Source organism: Lentzea sp. NPDC051208 (genome assembly GCF_040682435.1).
Classification (GTDB): domain Bacteria; phylum Actinomycetota; class Actinomycetes; order Mycobacteriales; family Pseudonocardiaceae; genus Lentzea; species Lentzea kristufekii.
In genome coordinates this window covers 821,711-836,307 of sequence record NZ_JBFBAW010000001.1, presented here as the reverse complement: position 1 = coordinate 836,307, position 14,597 = coordinate 821,711, and the positions used below count along the sequence as shown (strand labels likewise).

Genomic DNA, 14,597 nt, shown 5'->3' with positions numbered 1-14,597 from the left:
GAGCGGCCCTGTGAAGGGGATTCAGACCTGTTCAGCCGGAGGACCGCGCCACGACAGCGCGTCCAGGAAGACGATCGCGGTCGGCGCGAGCGAAGGCGTGGCGACGACCAGGGGTGCGGTGGCGGGCAGGACGGCGAGCCTGCGGGGGAGTGCGGCCGTGACGGCGCGGGCGAGCGCGAGGACGGACCGTTCCGCGACGGCGAGCACGACGACCGTCAGTGCCGTGGCCACGACGTGCGAGGCGATCATGCGCGCCGGTTCGGCTTCGTGCGCGTGCCGGAACGCCGCGAGCGACACCAGGACGTGCATCGCGAGCTGTCCGCCGCCGATCAGCAGGAGCAGCTTCCGCCAGGTCAGCTCGTGCCGGGCGAACCCGGCCGTCGCCCACGTGAGCAGCGCGACCAGCGAGAGGACCAGCCCGGCGTCGGGTAAGCGGCCGTCCGCGCTGGAGTGCGCGAGAACCGCGAGCGTCCCGTTGACGACGCCGACGGCGGCGCAGCGCGCACGGCGCAGCGGAGCAGTCGGCAGGGTCACGACCAGCAGCTTAGCGGCCGAATTGGGAGAAACCACCCTACGGATGTTCCGCGGAAACGGTTCAATGCGGCGGTGATCACTTACCGCACCGATCTCGACGACCTGGCCGAGGCCGATCTCACCGGCTTCTTCGTGGGCTGGCCCGCACCGCCGTCACCCGCCCAGCACCTCGCCGTGCTGCGCGGGAGCTACCGCGTGGTGATCGCGCGTTCGCGGGACGACGTCGTCGGTTTCGTGAACATGATCAGCGACGGCGTGCTGACCGCGTTCATCCCGTGGCTGGAGGTGCGGCCGGAGTTCCAGGGGCAGGGCATCGGCACGGAGCTGATGCGGCGCGTCGTGGCCGAGGCCGCGCGTCTGTACTCGGTGGATCTCACGTGCGACGACGCGTTGCGTCCGTACTACGAGCGCCTGGGCATGACCGCGCTGACGGGGATGGGGCTGCGCAACCGCACCGTGCTCTAGATGCCTTCGAGGTCCAGGGTCTGCTGGTGCGGGCCGCCGGTGAACGAGCTGGTGAGCAGCCCGGCGGAACGGCAGCGCCCGCACGTCACCGGGGACGTGGTCGCCTTGAAGCGGGTGAAGTCCCAGCTGCCCGTGCCGACGTGGCAGCCGGGGCCGGGCACCTCCAGCCCCAGCCAGCCCTGCAACCGCACGGCGTGCACGACGTCGGATCCGTCGAGGTAACCGTTGAGCCGCCCCGCGAACCGGTTGCGCGCCTCTGCCGCGGGTGCGCTGAGTGCCTCCTGCAAGAGCGAAATGCCGTTCATGAACCCGATTCAACCTCACCCCGGCGCGTCGAGCCGGGCACCACGCCGCTCCAGCACGGTGAGGCTCCTGGCACACCACCGCACGTTGTCCCGCTCGAACGACAAGCCGCGCAACAACGTCAGGTACGGCCCGACCCGTTCGGCGGTGGCCAGGAAGTCCTCTTCGGAACGGCCGTCGAGCAACTTGGCCCTGAGCCGTTCGTAGCGCGCGACCTTCGCCTCGGCCCACTGCTTGCGTTCGCGGATGGAGGCCAGGACCCCCTCGACGTCACCGGAATCGGCCGCCAGCACGGCCACCAGCAGTTCGTCGCGGATCGCGGTGGGCTTGTGCGGCCCGGCCGTGAACGCCGTCAGCTCCTCGCGGCCCCGCTCGGTGAGCGAGAACAGGCGCTTGGTCGGCCGGCGTTCCTGCTCGACCGTCCTGGCGACGATCAGCCCGTCCGCCTCCATGCGGTCCAGCTCCCGGTAGAGCTGCTGCGGCGTGCAGATCCAGAAATTCGCTACCGACGCATCGAACGCCTTGGCCAGGTCGTAGCCGGACGACTCCCCGTCCAGCAGGGCGGCCATCACGGCGTTGCGCAGCGACATAGCAGCAGGTTACGGTGCATCGACCTAGTCAACAAGTTGAGTATGTGAGGGTGTCGCTGTGAACGCATTCCGCAAGGCGGTCGAAGCACGGGACACCGAGGCGATGGCGGCCTGCCTGGCCGACAACGTCGTGTTCACCAGCCCTGTCGCGTTCACGCCGTACCCCGGCAAGCCGATCACCGCGGCGATCCTGCGCGCCGTGCTGCGGGTGTTCGAGAACTTCCGCTACGAGCGCGAGATCATCGACGGCCCGAACCACGCGCTGGTGTTCCGGACCGAAGTCGGCGGCAAGGAGATCCAGGGCTGCGACTTCCTGCACCTCGACGAGAACGGGCTGATCGACGAGTTCACCGTCATGGTGCGCCCGCTGTCCGGCGCCCAGGCCCTGTCCGAGGCGATGGCCGCCCAGTTCGACCAGATCAAGGCCGAGGCGCTGGAAGCGTTCAACTCCTGACGCAGTACGTCACGCGGCTCTCTCATACACACTCACGTGCCGATTGCTGTCCGCGACGAACGGTTCGCCGTTCCAGCCGCCGTGCCGTTCGCGCAGCCGCAGCCCCGCGATCCGCGCCATGAGGTCGAACTCGGACGGGTAGGACAGCCGCTGCCGGATCGCGCCGAACCGGATGCCGTCCGCCCCGATGTGCACGTGGTTCTCGTCGAGCAGCTCGGTGACCGGGTCGTAGCGGTTGACGTCCAGCTCGACGTGGTCCACCTCGACGGCCTCCACGTCGATGAACTGGTGGCGTTGCCGCGCGGCCCAGCTCGGCACACCGGACTCGACCACGAACACGCCGTCCGCGGTGAGGTGGCGCGCGGCGTTCTCGAAGCACCGCACCTGGTCGTCCTGGGTGAGCAGGTTCGTGATCGTGTTGTAGACCAGGTACACCAACGGATACGTGCGGCCGGTGCCGACTTCGGACATGTCGCCCATGACCACGTCGATCTCGTCGCCGCCGGGTTTCTCCCGCATGCGCGCGACCATGTCGGGGGAGAGCTCGACGCCGTCCACCTCGACGCCGGATTCCTTCAGGGGCAACGCGATGCGGCCCGTGCCGATCGCGAACTCCAGGGCGCTCGTGCCGAACGCCGCCAGGAAGCGAACCGTCTCGGCCTCGTCGCCGCGGGGTGAGTTGTCGTAGTTCTTGGCCGTTTCGGGACTGAAACTCGGATTGAATCCCTTCACCCACCCCACGCTAGCCCTCAGCGCCACCGAGTTTCCGCCCCGGAAGTGAGCGCAGCAACGCCAGGTCGTGCAGGTCCTTCTCCCGCGGTTCGTAACCCTGGTGGAAGAACAGCTGCTGCTCGGCCGACAGGCAGCGCACCGCCGTCCCGAGGATCGTGCCGGTGACGAAGCACTCCGCCGGGTACCGGAACGGCTCGCCGGGCGTCGGTGAGGACTGCTCGGCGCTGCCGTCCTCCGCGAACCGCAACGGGTGCAGGTCGATCTCGCGCCCGCCGGGATCGGTGAGCACGAACCGCACCGGCCGCCACGACAGGGTTTCCGCGAACCCGCGTGCGGCGAGTGCGGCGACGACCTGTGATTCCTGCTGCTCGCGGTGCATGAGGTCGAGATCGGCGTGCGGCCGGGTCTGCTCGCCGGCCAGCGCGTCGACGCCCCAGCCACCGCCCACGCAGATGTCGAAGTCCCGCAACGCCGCCAAGATTCCAAGCACGTCCTCGCCGGTCACACGCCACATCGTGCAACCGGGACGGAAGTGCCGCCACCGCATTTGCGCCGGTGCTGCTAGCTTGGGGGTCGTGCCGGACTTCAAGCTGCCGCTCTACGGCGCTGACACCGAACGCGGCGACCTCGCTCCCTGAGTCGTCCCGTTCCTCCGCCACCTTCCTCACCTTCGCCTCGCACGGGGAGCTTTGCCATGCGTTCGTTCATCCACGCACTGCCCAAGGTCGAACTGCACGTCCACCTCGTCGGCTCGGCCGGTCCCGGCACCGTCCTGGAACTCGCCCGGCGCCACCCCGAGGCCGGCGTGCCCGCCGACCGCGCCGAACTGGAGCGCTTCTACGCGTTCCGCGACTTCGACCACTTCCTGAAGGTGTTCTGGGCGGTCCAGTCGATGGTGAAGGGCCGCGCCGACATCCACACCCTCGTCGTCGGCCTGGCGCGTGAACTGGCGCGGCAGAACGTCAGGTACGCCGAGGTCACCGTGACGCCGCACAACCACCTGACGGACGGCATGTCCGGCGACGAGCTCCTCGCGGGACTCGAGTCCGGTCGCGCGGAAGCCGCGGCACTGGGCGTCGAACTGGCCTGGTGCTTCGACATCCCGGGCGAGAAGGGCCTGGTCGCCGGCCGGGAGACGCTGGCGTTCGCGCTGTCCGAACGCCCCGACGGCCTCGTCTCCTTCGGGCTCGGCGGGCCGGAGGAAAGCGTCGGCCGCGCCCAGTTCGCACCTTTCTTCGACGCGGCAAGGGAAGCGGGCCTGCACAGCGTGCCGCACGCGGGGGAGACCACCGGCCCGGAGACCGTCTGGTCGGCGGTGCGCGACCTCCGTGCCGAGCGCATCGGCCACGGCACGAGCTGCCACCAGGATCCGGCGTTGCTGGAACACCTGGCGCTGAAGGGGATTCCGCTGGAGGTGTGCCCGACGTCCAACGTCCGCACGCGGCAGGTGACGTCGATCGAGACGCATCCCGTGCGGCAGATGCTCGACGCGGGAGTGGTGGTCACGCTGAACACCGACGACCCGCCGTTCTTCGGCGCGACGCTGGAAGGCGAGTACCTGGCGGTGGCGACCGCGCTCGACCTGGGACGCGCGGACGTCGCGAAGCTGGCCGAAAACGCGGTACTGGCCTCGTTCCTGCCCAACGACCGCAAGACGCCGCTGCTGAAGGAGATCGCGGACGTGCTGGCCTCTGCCGGCTGAAGATGTCGCGGTATCTCGTTCGGCGGCACACGACGTGGTGGTTCGGGCACCATGGCGGTGCAATCGCATCGACATCGGGGGTCATGTGAAAAGAACGATCGTCGTCCTCACAGCGGTTCTGGCCGCTCTTGGGATCGCTCCCACCGCCAACGCGACCCGCTCCACCTCGCTCGTGGTGCTCGGTGACTCGTACGCCTCCGGCACCGGCGCGGGGTCCTACCAGGACGGAACCGCCGGCAACTGCTGGCGCAGCAACAACTCCTACGGCGAACAGGTGGCCGCCGGCCTGCGCGCGGCCGGCAGGCTCGGCTCGTTCACCAACGTGAGCTGCAGCGGTGCCGCCACCGCGGACCTCTCCCGTCCGTTCAAGGACCGTCCGGCCCAGCTGGACGCCCTGCGGCGCGGCACCGGCCTGGTGCTGCTCACCGTCGGCACCAACGACATCGACTACGCGACGTACGGCGGCATCTGCATCCAGGCGGACTGCACGGGCGCCCCGACCGAGGCGATCCTGGCCAGGCTGCCGCAGATGGGCAGGAACGTCACCGCCCTGCTCACGGAGATCCGCAAGCGCAGCCCGTACGCGCGAGTGGTCGTCGTGGGCTACGGCCGCCAGGTGTCCGCTTCGGACAACCCGCCCGGCGCCGTGCTCGACCCGATCTGCGGCGAGGGCGTCCTGACCACCGCGGAACGCAGCCAGGGCAACCAGGTGGCCGACGGCATCGACGCCACCCTCCGCTCCGCCGTGGCCGGCGCGGCGTACAAGGGCGTCAACGTCACCTACGCCAGCCCGTTCTCCCGCCCCGGCACGTTCGAAGGCCACGCGCTGTGCGAGTCGGGCACCCCGTTCCTGCGTGGATTCGACGCGCTGGCACCGGGTCAGGAAGGGCCGGAGGCCGTGTTCCACCCGAACCAGCAGGGACAGGCCGCGCTGGCCTCGCTCGTCAAGGTCTAGCCGAGTGATGGTTGCTTCCACCTCCCACCGGGTGAGTGGAAGCAACCGTCTTGGCGATGGACACCGACTGGGCGGACGAGGAAAGTGCAGCACGTGGAACAGGTCGTCGAAGTGGCGGACTTGGACGCGGTGCACGAGGTGTTGAACGCGGCTTACGGCCAGATGCGTCTCAACGCCGGAATCAAGCACCCTCACATGTGGATGTCGTCGTGGACGTACAGGCAGCTCCGGTTCGGCGAGATGCGCGGGCGCATCGCGGTGGAAGTCAGTGTCGACCCGATGAACAACTTCGTGTTCGGGCACACGGGCGCCGGAATGGTCTCCTACCGTTCGGACGGTGAGGACCGCTTCTGGATGCCCGGTGACGTGTTCCTGACCGCACAGCCGGAAAGCTCCTACGTCGGGGCGACCCGCGACCCGTGCGTGTCGACGGTCACGCTGACCCGTTCGGTGATCGACGAGGTGGCCGACGGTGTTCGGTTCACCGGGTACCGGCCGGCCTCGGCCCAGGCCGCGGCAGTGTGGTGGTCCACCTGCGTGCATCTGCGTGACGAGGTGCTGCCGCACTTCGACGACAACCCACTGGTGACGGCGAACGCGACTCGCCTGCTGGTGGCGACCACCCTCGCCACTTTCCCGAACACCGCACACGCCGCGCCGACGTTCGTCGACCGGCGTGACTCGCACCCGAGAAGCCTGCGCCGTGCGATCAGGTTCATCGAGGACAACGCCGCGGCGGCCATCTCCGCCGCGGACATAGCGTGTGCGGCTCGTGTGTCGATCCGGGCGTTGCAGCTCGCGTTCCGCCGTCATCTCGCCACGACACCGATGGCCTACCTCCGGGGTGTGCGTCTATCGTGCGCCCATGAGGACCTGAGAGCGGGCAACGGTTCTGTCACCGAGATCGCGGCCCGGTGGGGTTACGCCCGTCCGAGTGTCTTCGCCGCCCACTACCGCACCGCGTACGACGTCTCGCCGTCGAAGACCCTGCGGTCAGGTTGAGGCGCTTCGTTTTCCGGTCGCGGGCTTCGTTTCCGCTGCTATCGTCCGTGCTCGCGGTGCGGTGCAGTGGTTCATGACCGCCTGCGAGATCAGCCCGTTCACCGTGCGGACGGAACGTTCCGGCACCCGCTTCGTGGCCACTTGCCAGGGCGAGATGGACATGACCAACTGCAACCTGTTCTTCGCCGCCGTGCTGCCCGGCATCGCCGACACCGTCACCGACCACGTCGCGGTCGACTTGGCCGAGGTGACGTTCCTGTCCGCGGGCGGCCTGCGCACACTGCTGCTCCTGCTCTGCGCGGCCCACCACAACGGCAAGTCGTTCACCGTGCACCGCACCCAGCCCCAGGTCCGCCGAGTGCTCGACCTGTTCGGCTTCACCACCTTCAAAGCGGGCCTTGTGTGGGAGACAACCATGTCGCCGCCGGGCGGCCACAACTAGCTTGACCAGCTATGTTGCTCCCGCTGGTACTGGTGCTCGCGCTGACCCCGCCGACCTCCGCGATGACGGTCCCCGGCGCCGAACACCAGCGACTCGCCCACCTCACCGACCTCACCACGACCGGCCTGGTCGCCACCGGCCACACCGACCCGGCCGACTGGGCGGGCCTCACGAGCACCGCCCTGCCCGTCCCGTCCGCCGTCCCGGGCATCCAGATCGACGGCCACTTCCCGGACACCTCGCGCACCAACACCAACCACGGCGGCCAAGACTCCCAGTTCGTGGTCAGACTGCCCGACCGCTGGAACGGCGGCCTGGTGGTCACGGGCGCCCCGGGCGTCCGCGAGCAGTACGCCAACGACCGCGCGATCTCCGACTGGGTGCTCTCCCGCGGCTACGCCTTCGCCTCCACCGACAAGGGCAACACCGGAGCCCAGTTCTACCGCGACGGCCGCGCGATGGAGGAGTGGAACCACCGCTTCACCCAGCTCACCATCGCGGCGAAGTCCGTTGTCTCCCAACGCTACGGCCGAACCCCACGCCGGACCATCGCCACCGGCATCTCCAACGGCGGCTACCTGGTCCGCTGGCAGCTGGAGAACCGCCCGCACCTCTACGACGGCGGCGTCGACTGGGAGGGAACACTGTGGACGGTCAAGGGCCCGAACCCCCTGACGTTCCTGCCACCCGTCCTGCGCGCCTACCCGGCCTACCTGGCAGGCGAACCGGGCGCGCACGAGGCGATGATCGCGGCGGGCTTCCCGGCCGGTACGGAGTTCCTGTGGGACTACCACTACCGCTACTACTGGGACCTGACGCAGCGCATCTACCGCGAGGAGTTCGATCCCGGCTTTGACGGGGACCTGGACGCTGGTGTGCCCTTCTGCGCTTCCGGTACGCCGTCTTGCGACGCTGACTACTCGTATGCCTCTCGGCGGCGTGTTGCCGGGCCTGCGGTGTCCCGGGTCGCGTTGACCGGGAAGGTCAAGCGGCCGTTGCTGACTGTGCATGGGACTTACGACGTGTTGCTGCCCATCAGCCAGGATTCGGACGTGTACGCGGGGATGACGCCTGATCGGTTGCACCGGTACTACCGGGTGGAGCAGGGGACGCACGTGGATGGGCTCGTGGATGCCTATCCGGATCGGTTGCGGCCCCTTGCGCCTTGCCATCGGGCTGCGTTCGTGGCTTTGGAGGGGTGGTTGGACGGGGTGGAGCCGCCTCGGTCGGCGACTTTGCCCCGGCCGGCTGACGTGGCGACCTGTCCGTTGTCGTGATCCAATCGGGGACGTGGCCACCATCGAGTACGTCCTCGGCGACATCACCGACCAGGAAGTCGACGTGATCGTCAACGCCGCCAACTCCTCCCTCCTGGGCGGCGGAGGAGTGGACGGCGCGATCCACCGCAAGGGCGGCCCGGAGATCCTCGCCGCCTGCCGCGACCTGCGCGCCGGCCATTACGGCGGCGGCCTCAAGACGGGCCAGGCCGTGGCCACCACGGCGGGCCGGCTGCGCGCGAAGTGGGTCGTGCACACCGTCGGCCCGGTCTGGTCGGCCACCGAGGACCGTTCGCAGCTCCTGACCGACTGCCACCGCAACGCCCTGCGCGTGGCGGCCGAACTCCAGGCATGCACCATCGCGTTCCCCGCGATCTCCACCGGCATCTACCGCTGGCCCGTCGAGGACGCCGCCCGGATCGCCCGCGCCGCCGTCGAGGACGTCCAGACTCAAAACGCGCCGATCGAGCTGATCCGGTTCGTGCTGTTCGACCAGCGCACCTACGACGCCTTCGCGCGCCCGTAGTCCGCGATCTCCATCGCCCACCGGTACACCAAAACGATGTGGTCCGGGCCGAAGGTCACCGTCATCGCGCCACGGTACTTTCCCTCACCTGCAAGGAGAACGGCGTCTCGACGTTCTCGAGGGCGTCGCCGGACTCGACGCGCCGGTGCAGCAGGTCGACCGCGGCCTGGGCGATGGCGGCCTTGTCGGGGGCGACGGACGTGAGCGACGGAGAGCTGTAAACGCTTTCCTCGTTGTTGTCGAAGCCCACGACGGCGAGGTCCTGGGGGACGCGCACGAAACGTTCGCCCGCCGCTCGCATGGCGCCGATGGCCAGGAGGTCGTTGAAGCAGAACACTGCGTCCGGCGGGGTGCGCAGGTCCAGCAGCGCCCTCATCGCGGCGGCGCCGTCCGCTCGGTGGTAGTTCAGCGCGGGGACGACGAGTTCGTCGACGAACGGGAGTGAGGCTTCGGCCAGGGCCCGGCGGTAGCCTTCCAGGCGCAGGGCGGCGGTGCCTCGGTGGGGGTGGGCGCCGATGGCGGCGATGCGCTGGTGGCCCAGCGAGATCAGGTGGCGGACGGCGGCCTGGGCGGCGGCCACGTTGTCGATGCCCACGCGGGAGATCGGGACGTCGACGGCGTGCTCGCCCAGCAGGACGGCGGGGACGGGCAGCTGGAAGTCGTCCACCTGCAGGGCTTCCGGGCTGAGGATCGCGGCGTCGACCAGGTGCGGGCCCAGGGACGCCAGCGCCGAACGTTCGCCGGCCAGGGTGCCGAACGTCTGCTCGATGAGCACGTTCCACTCGTGGTCCTGGGCGGCGGCGATGACGAGGCCGGCGAGCTCGGCGAAGTACGGGATCGAGAGCTCGGGCAGGACGAGGGCGATGAAGCCGGTGCGGCCGCGGCGCAGGTTGCGGGCGCCGAGGTTCGGGCGGTACCCGGTCGCCTCCAGCGCCTCCTCGACGCGGCGGCGGTTGTCCGGTTTCACGAACGAGTAGCCGTTGACCACGTTCGACACGGTCTTGACCGAGACGCCCGCCAGCCGAGCGACGTCCTTGAGCGTGGCCAACACAGCCTCCAGAAGAAGTACCGGGAAAAGTACCGGGAAGTGCTCAGTCTTTACAACGTTGGAACAACGATGCAAATCTAGCGCCTGAGAGCGCGTCCACGCACAGTCCCGGTGTAGGAGCCAAAGATGTCTCGCATCCTGCTCATCGCAGCCGCCGCCTTGCTCGTGACGGGTTGTACCGCCAGAGAGGGCCAACAGGGCCCCACCACCGGCGGGCCCGCCGCGAGTGCCGCGCAGAACCAGAGCACGGGCCCCGGTTGCACGCGGTCCACGACCGGATATCCGCAGGTCGACGTCAAGGGCGCGATGGTGGGCTTCTCCCAGTCGGAGAAGGAGGCCAACCCGTTCCGCACCGCGGAGACGCAGTCGATCAGGGACGAGGCCGCGAAGCGGGGAGCCGAACTGCTCTACACGAACGCGCAGAGCGACCTGAACAAGCAGATCAGCGACATCAAGTCGCTGATCGACCGCGGGGCGAAGCTGCTGATCGTGGCGCCGCTCAACTCCGACGGCCTGCAGCCCGCGTTCGACGCGGCCAAGGCCAAGCAGGTCCCGGTCATCACGATCGACCGCAAGGTGACGTCGAAGCCCTGCACCGACTACCTCACGTTCATCGGCTCCGACTTCGTCGAACAGGGCAAGCGCGCCGCCCAGCAGATGATCAAGGCGACCGGCGGCACCGGCAAGGTCGCGATCCTGCTCGGCGCCTCGGGCAACAACGTCACGGTCGACCGGACCAAGGGCTTCAAGGACGGCATCGCCGGCACCCCCGGCCTCACCGTCGTCGCCGAGCAGACCGGCGAGTTCGACAGGTCCAAGGGCCAGGCCGTGATGGAGCAGCTGATCCAGAGCAACCCGGACATCACCGCCGTCTACGCCGAGAACGACGAGATGGGCATCGGCGCCGTCACCGCTCTCAAGGCCGCCGGCAAGCAGCCGGGCAAGGACGTCAAGATCGTCTCCGTCGACGGCACGCGCAACGCCGTGCAGCTCATCGCGGACGGCAGCTACACCGCCGTGGTCGAGTCCAACCCGCGCTTCGGCCCGCTCGCGTTCGACACGCTGGAGAAGTTCGGCAAGGGCGACGAGATCCCGCAGAACATCGTGATCTCCGACGACGAGTACGACTCGGCGAACGCGGCGCAGAAGCTCGGCAATGCCTACTGATCCGGTGATCGAGGTCGCCGGCGTGACGAAGACGTTCGCCGGCGTCCGGGCACTCGCCGACGTGGACTTCACGCTCCAGCGCGGCGAGATCCACGCGCTGGTCGGGGAGAACGGCGCCGGCAAGTCGACGCTGATCAAGGTGCTGACCGGCATCCACACCCCGGATGCCGGTTCCATCACCCGCAACGGGCACATCTCCACGATCTACCAGGAGGTGAACCTCGTTCCGCTGATGAGCGTGTCCGCCAACCTGTTCCTCGGCCGCGAGCCGCGCACCCGGTTCGGCCTGATCGACCGCGCCCGCCGCGACGCCGACGCGGCGGAACTGCTGCGGGGCTACGGCATCACGGCGGACGTCAGCAGTCCACTCGGGACGCTCGCGGTCGGCGAGCAGCAGATGGTGGCGCTCGCCAGGGCGGTCGAGGCCGACGCGGACGTCGTGATCATGGACGAGCCCACGTCGTCGCTGGAACCGCGCGAGGTCGAGACGCTGCTCGGCGTCGTGCGGAAGCTCCACGAAGCGGGCATCGCGATCATCTACGTCAGCCACCGCATGGACGAGCTGTACCGGATCTGCGACACCGTCACGGTCCTGCGGGACGGGGTGAACGTTCACAGCGGTCCTCTCAAAGAACTTCCGCGCATCGAACTGGTCTCGCTGATGCTCGGCAGATCGGTCAAGGAGATCGAGAAGCACGGCACCACGGCGTTCGGCGAGGGCCACCACGCCGACACGCAGCCGGTGCTGGAGGCCGTCGACCTCGTGAGCAAGCCGCGCATCGGCGGCGTCAGCGTGTCGATCCGGCCCGGTGAGGTCGTCGGCCTCGCCGGCCTGCTCGGATCGGGCCGCACCGAGACCGCGAAGGCGATCATCGGTGCGCTTCCGCTCGACGGCGGCACGGTGCTCGTCGCCGGCAAGCCGGTGCCGCACACCGTGAAGGCGTCGATGAAGGCGGGCATCAGCATGCTCGCTGAGGACCGCAAGACCGAGGGGATCATCCCGAACCTGTCCGTGCGCGAGAACATCGTGCTGGCCGCGCTGCCGCGGCTCAGCCGGTTCGGGGTGACCAGCCGGTCCAGGCAGGACCGGATCGTGGACACGTTCATCCAACGCCTGCGCATCAAGGTGTCCAGCCCGGAGCAGAAGGTCGCGGAACTGTCCGGCGGCAACCAGCAGAAGGTGTTGCTGGCCAGGTGGTTGTGCACGGAACCCAGGATCCTGCTCCTCGACGAACCGACGCGCGGCATCGACGTCGGCGCCAAGGCCGAGGTGCAGGCGCTGATCGACGAACTCGCGCGGGAAGGCCTGGCGGTGCTGCTGATCAGCTCCGAACTGGACGAACTGCTCGACGGCGCGGACCGGCTCGTCGTGCTGCGCGACGGTTCGGTCGCGGGCGAACTCGAAGGGGACCAGCTCACCCGTGAGCACGTGCTCGCGGCCATCGCGGCGGAGGTGATGGATGACTCAGCCAACCACGCAGGCAGCCACCAGGACAGCCGCTAGCACCGCGGCCGCGCGGACGCGCTGGTTGCAGGACAACGGTGTCTACGTCGCCGTGGGCGTCCTGCTGCTGTTCAACGCCCTGTTCACGGCCAACTTCCTGACGCTGGGCAACTTCACGACCCAGCTCGTGCAGGCCGCGCCCGTGCTGATCGTCGCGCTCGGCATGGCACTGGTGATCGGCACCGAGGGCGTCGACCTGAGCGTCGGCGCGGTGATGGCGCTGGCCGCCGCGATCATCCCGCTCTACCTGGGCGCCGGTCCGCTCATGGCCATCACGATGGCGCTCGTCGTCGGCGTGCTCGCGGGAGCGTTCAACGGTTTCCTCGTCGCCAAGGTCGGCATCCAGCCGATCGTCGCCACGCTCGCGTTGCTGGTGGGCGGACGCGGCCTCGCGCTGGTCATCGCGGACGGGCAACTCGTCCAGCTGCACGACGAGACGTTCCTGGAGCTCGGCACCGGTGACGTGCTCGGCATCCCGATCAGCGTGCTGATCGCGGGGCTGCTGGCGCTCGTCGTCGCGGGCCTCACGAACCGCACCACGTTCGGGCGCCAGCTCGTCGCGATCGGCGGCAACCGCAAGGCCGCCACGCTCGCGGGCCTGCCGGTCAACCGGGTGCTGATCGGCGTCTACGCGATCACCGGGGTGCTCGCGGCGATCGCCGGCGTGCTGGCCACCTCCCGGCTCGCCGCCAGCGACCCGGCGGACATGGGCCTGCTCATGGAGCTGTCCGCGATCACCGCGGTGGTCGTCGGCGGCACCCCGCTCACAGGGGGCAAGGTGCGCGTGCTCGGCACGGTGTTCGGCGTGATCCTCATGCAGCTCGTCCGGGCCACCCTGATCAAGCACAACCTGCCGGACTCGATCGCGCAGATGATCCAGGCCGCGATCATCATCGCGGCCGTGTACGTGGCACGGGAGCGCCGATGACCACCACCACGACCCCGCCCTCCGCGCCGAGGGCGGCCGCGAGGACCAAGGTCCTGCAACGCCAGGGCGCGGCCGTCGCGCTCGTGCTGATGGTCGCGGTGTCCTGGCTGGTCTTCCCGCGCTTCGGCAGCCTCGACAACCTGCGCGACCTCGCCCTGCAGGGCTCGTTCCTCGTGGTGATCGCGATCGGCATGACGTTCGTGATCATCACGGGCGGCATCGACCTCTCCGTCGGTTCGCTCTACGCCCTCGGCGGCGTGCTCGCGGCCTGGGGCTCGCAGTACGGGTTCCTGGCGGCGCTGGCACTGCCGCTGGTGCTGTGCGGGGTGATCGGCCTGATCAACGGCCTGCTGATCGCCCGCACGAACATGGCGCCGTTCATCGTCACGCTGGCGTCGTTGCTGTTCGCCCGCGGGCTCCTGCTGGCGATCACCGACGAGGGCGCCAACACCTACCAGATCCCGGCGGACAGCGCGTTCGTCGAACTGGGCCGCGGCACGGTCTTCGGCTTCGGCTACCCGATCTTCATCGCGGCCGTGCTCGCCGTCCTGGGCGGCATGGTCCTGAACCGCACCAGCTTCGGCCAGAACGTGTTCGCCACGGGCGGCGCCGAGCAGTCGGCGGTCCTCCTGGGAGTGCCCGTCGCGAAGACCAAGGTCCTCGTCTACACGATGAGCGGCACTCTGGCGGGTCTCGCCGGCGCCCTGACCGCCGCCTATCTGCAGTCGGGCGTCACGGTCATCGGCGTCGGTCTCGAACTGGACGCCATCGCGGTCGTCGTCATCGGCGGAACCCTGCTGACCGGTGGCATGGGCACGATCCTCGGCACCGTGATCGGCGTCGGCCTGATCAAGGTCATCCAGAACGTCATCAACCAGATCGGCACGCTCGACAGCAACTACCAGTCGGTGGTCAGCGGCGTCTTCCTGCTCATCGTCGTCGTCCTGCAACGAATACTGCGAAGATAG

General features: G+C 69.0%; 18 protein-coding genes. 12 read left to right on the top strand and 6 right to left on the bottom strand.

Annotation, left to right across the window (positions count from 1 at the left end; translation table 11 throughout):
* Positions 1–21: 21 nt before the first annotated feature.
* Positions 22–534, bottom strand: coding sequence for a hypothetical protein (locus tag AB0M48_RS03525; protein WP_363835709.1), 513 nt, complete (start codon positions 532–534; stop codon positions 22–24).
* A 72-nt stretch (positions 535–606) separates the two neighbouring features.
* Here AB0M48_RS03525 and AB0M48_RS03520 point away from each other — a divergent pair, with 72 nt between their 5' ends.
* The gene (locus AB0M48_RS03520) at positions 607–999 is read left to right on the top strand and encodes a GNAT family N-acetyltransferase (protein WP_363835708.1); all 393 of its coding nucleotides are present in this window, start codon (positions 607–609) and stop codon (positions 997–999) included.
* Here AB0M48_RS03520 and AB0M48_RS03515 read toward each other — a convergent pair.
* Positions 996–1,304 (bottom strand): hypothetical protein, encoded by a 309-nt coding sequence (locus AB0M48_RS03515; RefSeq protein WP_051770467.1) that lies wholly within the window; start codon positions 1,302–1,304, stop codon positions 996–998. The two genes, AB0M48_RS03520 and AB0M48_RS03515, sit on opposite strands and share 4 nt — an antisense overlap.
* Before the next feature lie 15 nt (positions 1,305–1,319).
* Positions 1,320–1,892, bottom strand: coding sequence for a PadR family transcriptional regulator (locus AB0M48_RS03510; RefSeq protein ID WP_363835707.1), 573 nt, complete (start codon positions 1,890–1,892; stop codon positions 1,320–1,322).
* Between the two features lie 58 nt (positions 1,893–1,950).
* Here AB0M48_RS03510 and AB0M48_RS03505 point away from each other — a divergent pair, with 58 nt between their 5' ends.
* A complete protein-coding gene (locus AB0M48_RS03505; protein WP_363835706.1) occupies positions 1,951–2,346 on the top strand; it encodes a nuclear transport factor 2 family protein in 396 nt (131 codons plus the stop codon).
* A 9-nt stretch (positions 2,347–2,355) separates the two neighbouring features.
* Here the strand turns inward: AB0M48_RS03505 and AB0M48_RS03500 are convergent, their stop codons facing one another.
* Together AB0M48_RS03500 and AB0M48_RS03495 are read right to left on the bottom strand one after the other, a co-directional pair.
* Positions 2,356–3,078 (bottom strand): class I SAM-dependent methyltransferase, encoded by a 723-nt coding sequence (locus AB0M48_RS03500; protein ID WP_363835705.1) that lies wholly within the window; start codon positions 3,076–3,078, stop codon positions 2,356–2,358.
* 10 nt (positions 3,079–3,088) lie between these two features.
* Positions 3,089–3,583: an aminoglycoside nucleotidyltransferase gene (locus AB0M48_RS03495; protein WP_363835704.1), complete on the bottom strand. Its 495-nt coding sequence runs from the start codon at positions 3,581–3,583 to the stop codon at positions 3,089–3,091.
* 189 nt (positions 3,584–3,772) lie between these two features.
* Between AB0M48_RS03495 and add the strand changes: the two genes are divergently transcribed.
* The 6 genes from add to AB0M48_RS03465 all read left to right on the top strand — a co-directional run bounded on the left by add (position 3,773) and on the right by AB0M48_RS03465 (position 8,982).
* Entirely contained in the window at positions 3,773–4,780 is a 1,008-nt protein-coding gene (gene add / locus AB0M48_RS03490; protein ID WP_363835703.1) for an adenosine deaminase, read from the top strand.
* An 85-nt stretch (positions 4,781–4,865) separates the two neighbouring features.
* Positions 4,866–5,735, top strand: coding sequence for an SGNH/GDSL hydrolase family protein (locus AB0M48_RS03485; protein WP_363835702.1), 870 nt, complete (start codon positions 4,866–4,868; stop codon positions 5,733–5,735).
* Positions 5,736–5,828: 93 nt separating this feature from the next.
* Positions 5,829–6,737 (top strand): helix-turn-helix transcriptional regulator, encoded by a 909-nt coding sequence (locus AB0M48_RS03480; protein ID WP_363835701.1) that lies wholly within the window; start codon positions 5,829–5,831, stop codon positions 6,735–6,737.
* 73 nt (positions 6,738–6,810) lie between these two features.
* The gene (locus AB0M48_RS03475) at positions 6,811–7,179 is read left to right on the top strand and encodes an STAS domain-containing protein (protein ID WP_363835700.1); all 369 of its coding nucleotides are present in this window, start codon (positions 6,811–6,813) and stop codon (positions 7,177–7,179) included.
* 11 nt (positions 7,180–7,190) lie between these two features.
* Complete coding sequence (locus AB0M48_RS03470; RefSeq protein WP_363835699.1) at positions 7,191–8,456, top strand: tannase/feruloyl esterase family alpha/beta hydrolase; 1,266 nt, start codon at positions 7,191–7,193, stop codon at positions 8,454–8,456.
* Positions 8,457–8,460: 4 nt separating this feature from the next.
* A complete protein-coding gene (locus AB0M48_RS03465; RefSeq protein WP_363835905.1) occupies positions 8,461–8,982 on the top strand; it encodes an O-acetyl-ADP-ribose deacetylase in 522 nt (173 codons plus the stop codon).
* A gap of 61 nt (positions 8,983–9,043) precedes the next feature.
* Here the strand turns inward: AB0M48_RS03465 and AB0M48_RS03460 are convergent, their stop codons facing one another.
* Complete coding sequence (locus AB0M48_RS03460) at positions 9,044–10,033, bottom strand: LacI family DNA-binding transcriptional regulator (protein WP_363835698.1); 990 nt, start codon at positions 10,031–10,033, stop codon at positions 9,044–9,046.
* Between the two features lie 123 nt (positions 10,034–10,156).
* Between AB0M48_RS03460 and AB0M48_RS03455 the strand changes: the two genes are divergently transcribed.
* The 4 genes from AB0M48_RS03455 to AB0M48_RS03440 are packed head-to-tail and all read left to right on the top strand — an operon-like array spanning position 10,157 to position 14,597.
* On the top strand, positions 10,157–11,197 hold the full coding sequence (locus tag AB0M48_RS03455; protein WP_363835697.1) for an ABC transporter substrate-binding protein: 1,041 nt from the start codon (positions 10,157–10,159) through the stop codon (positions 11,195–11,197).
* Positions 11,187–12,701 (top strand): sugar ABC transporter ATP-binding protein, encoded by a 1,515-nt coding sequence (locus AB0M48_RS03450; protein WP_363835696.1) that lies wholly within the window; start codon positions 11,187–11,189, stop codon positions 12,699–12,701. The genes AB0M48_RS03455 and AB0M48_RS03450 overlap by 11 nt, the downstream gene beginning before the upstream one ends.
* Positions 12,658–13,629 carry an ABC transporter permease gene (locus tag AB0M48_RS03445; protein ID WP_363835695.1) on the top strand — a complete coding sequence of 324 codons (972 nt, stop codon included), beginning with the start codon at positions 12,658–12,660 and terminating at the stop codon, positions 13,627–13,629. Before AB0M48_RS03450 ends, AB0M48_RS03445 begins: the two co-directional genes overlap by 44 nt.
* Entirely contained in the window at positions 13,626–14,597 is a 972-nt protein-coding gene (locus AB0M48_RS03440) for an ABC transporter permease (RefSeq protein WP_363835694.1), read from the top strand. Before AB0M48_RS03445 ends, AB0M48_RS03440 begins: the two co-directional genes overlap by 4 nt.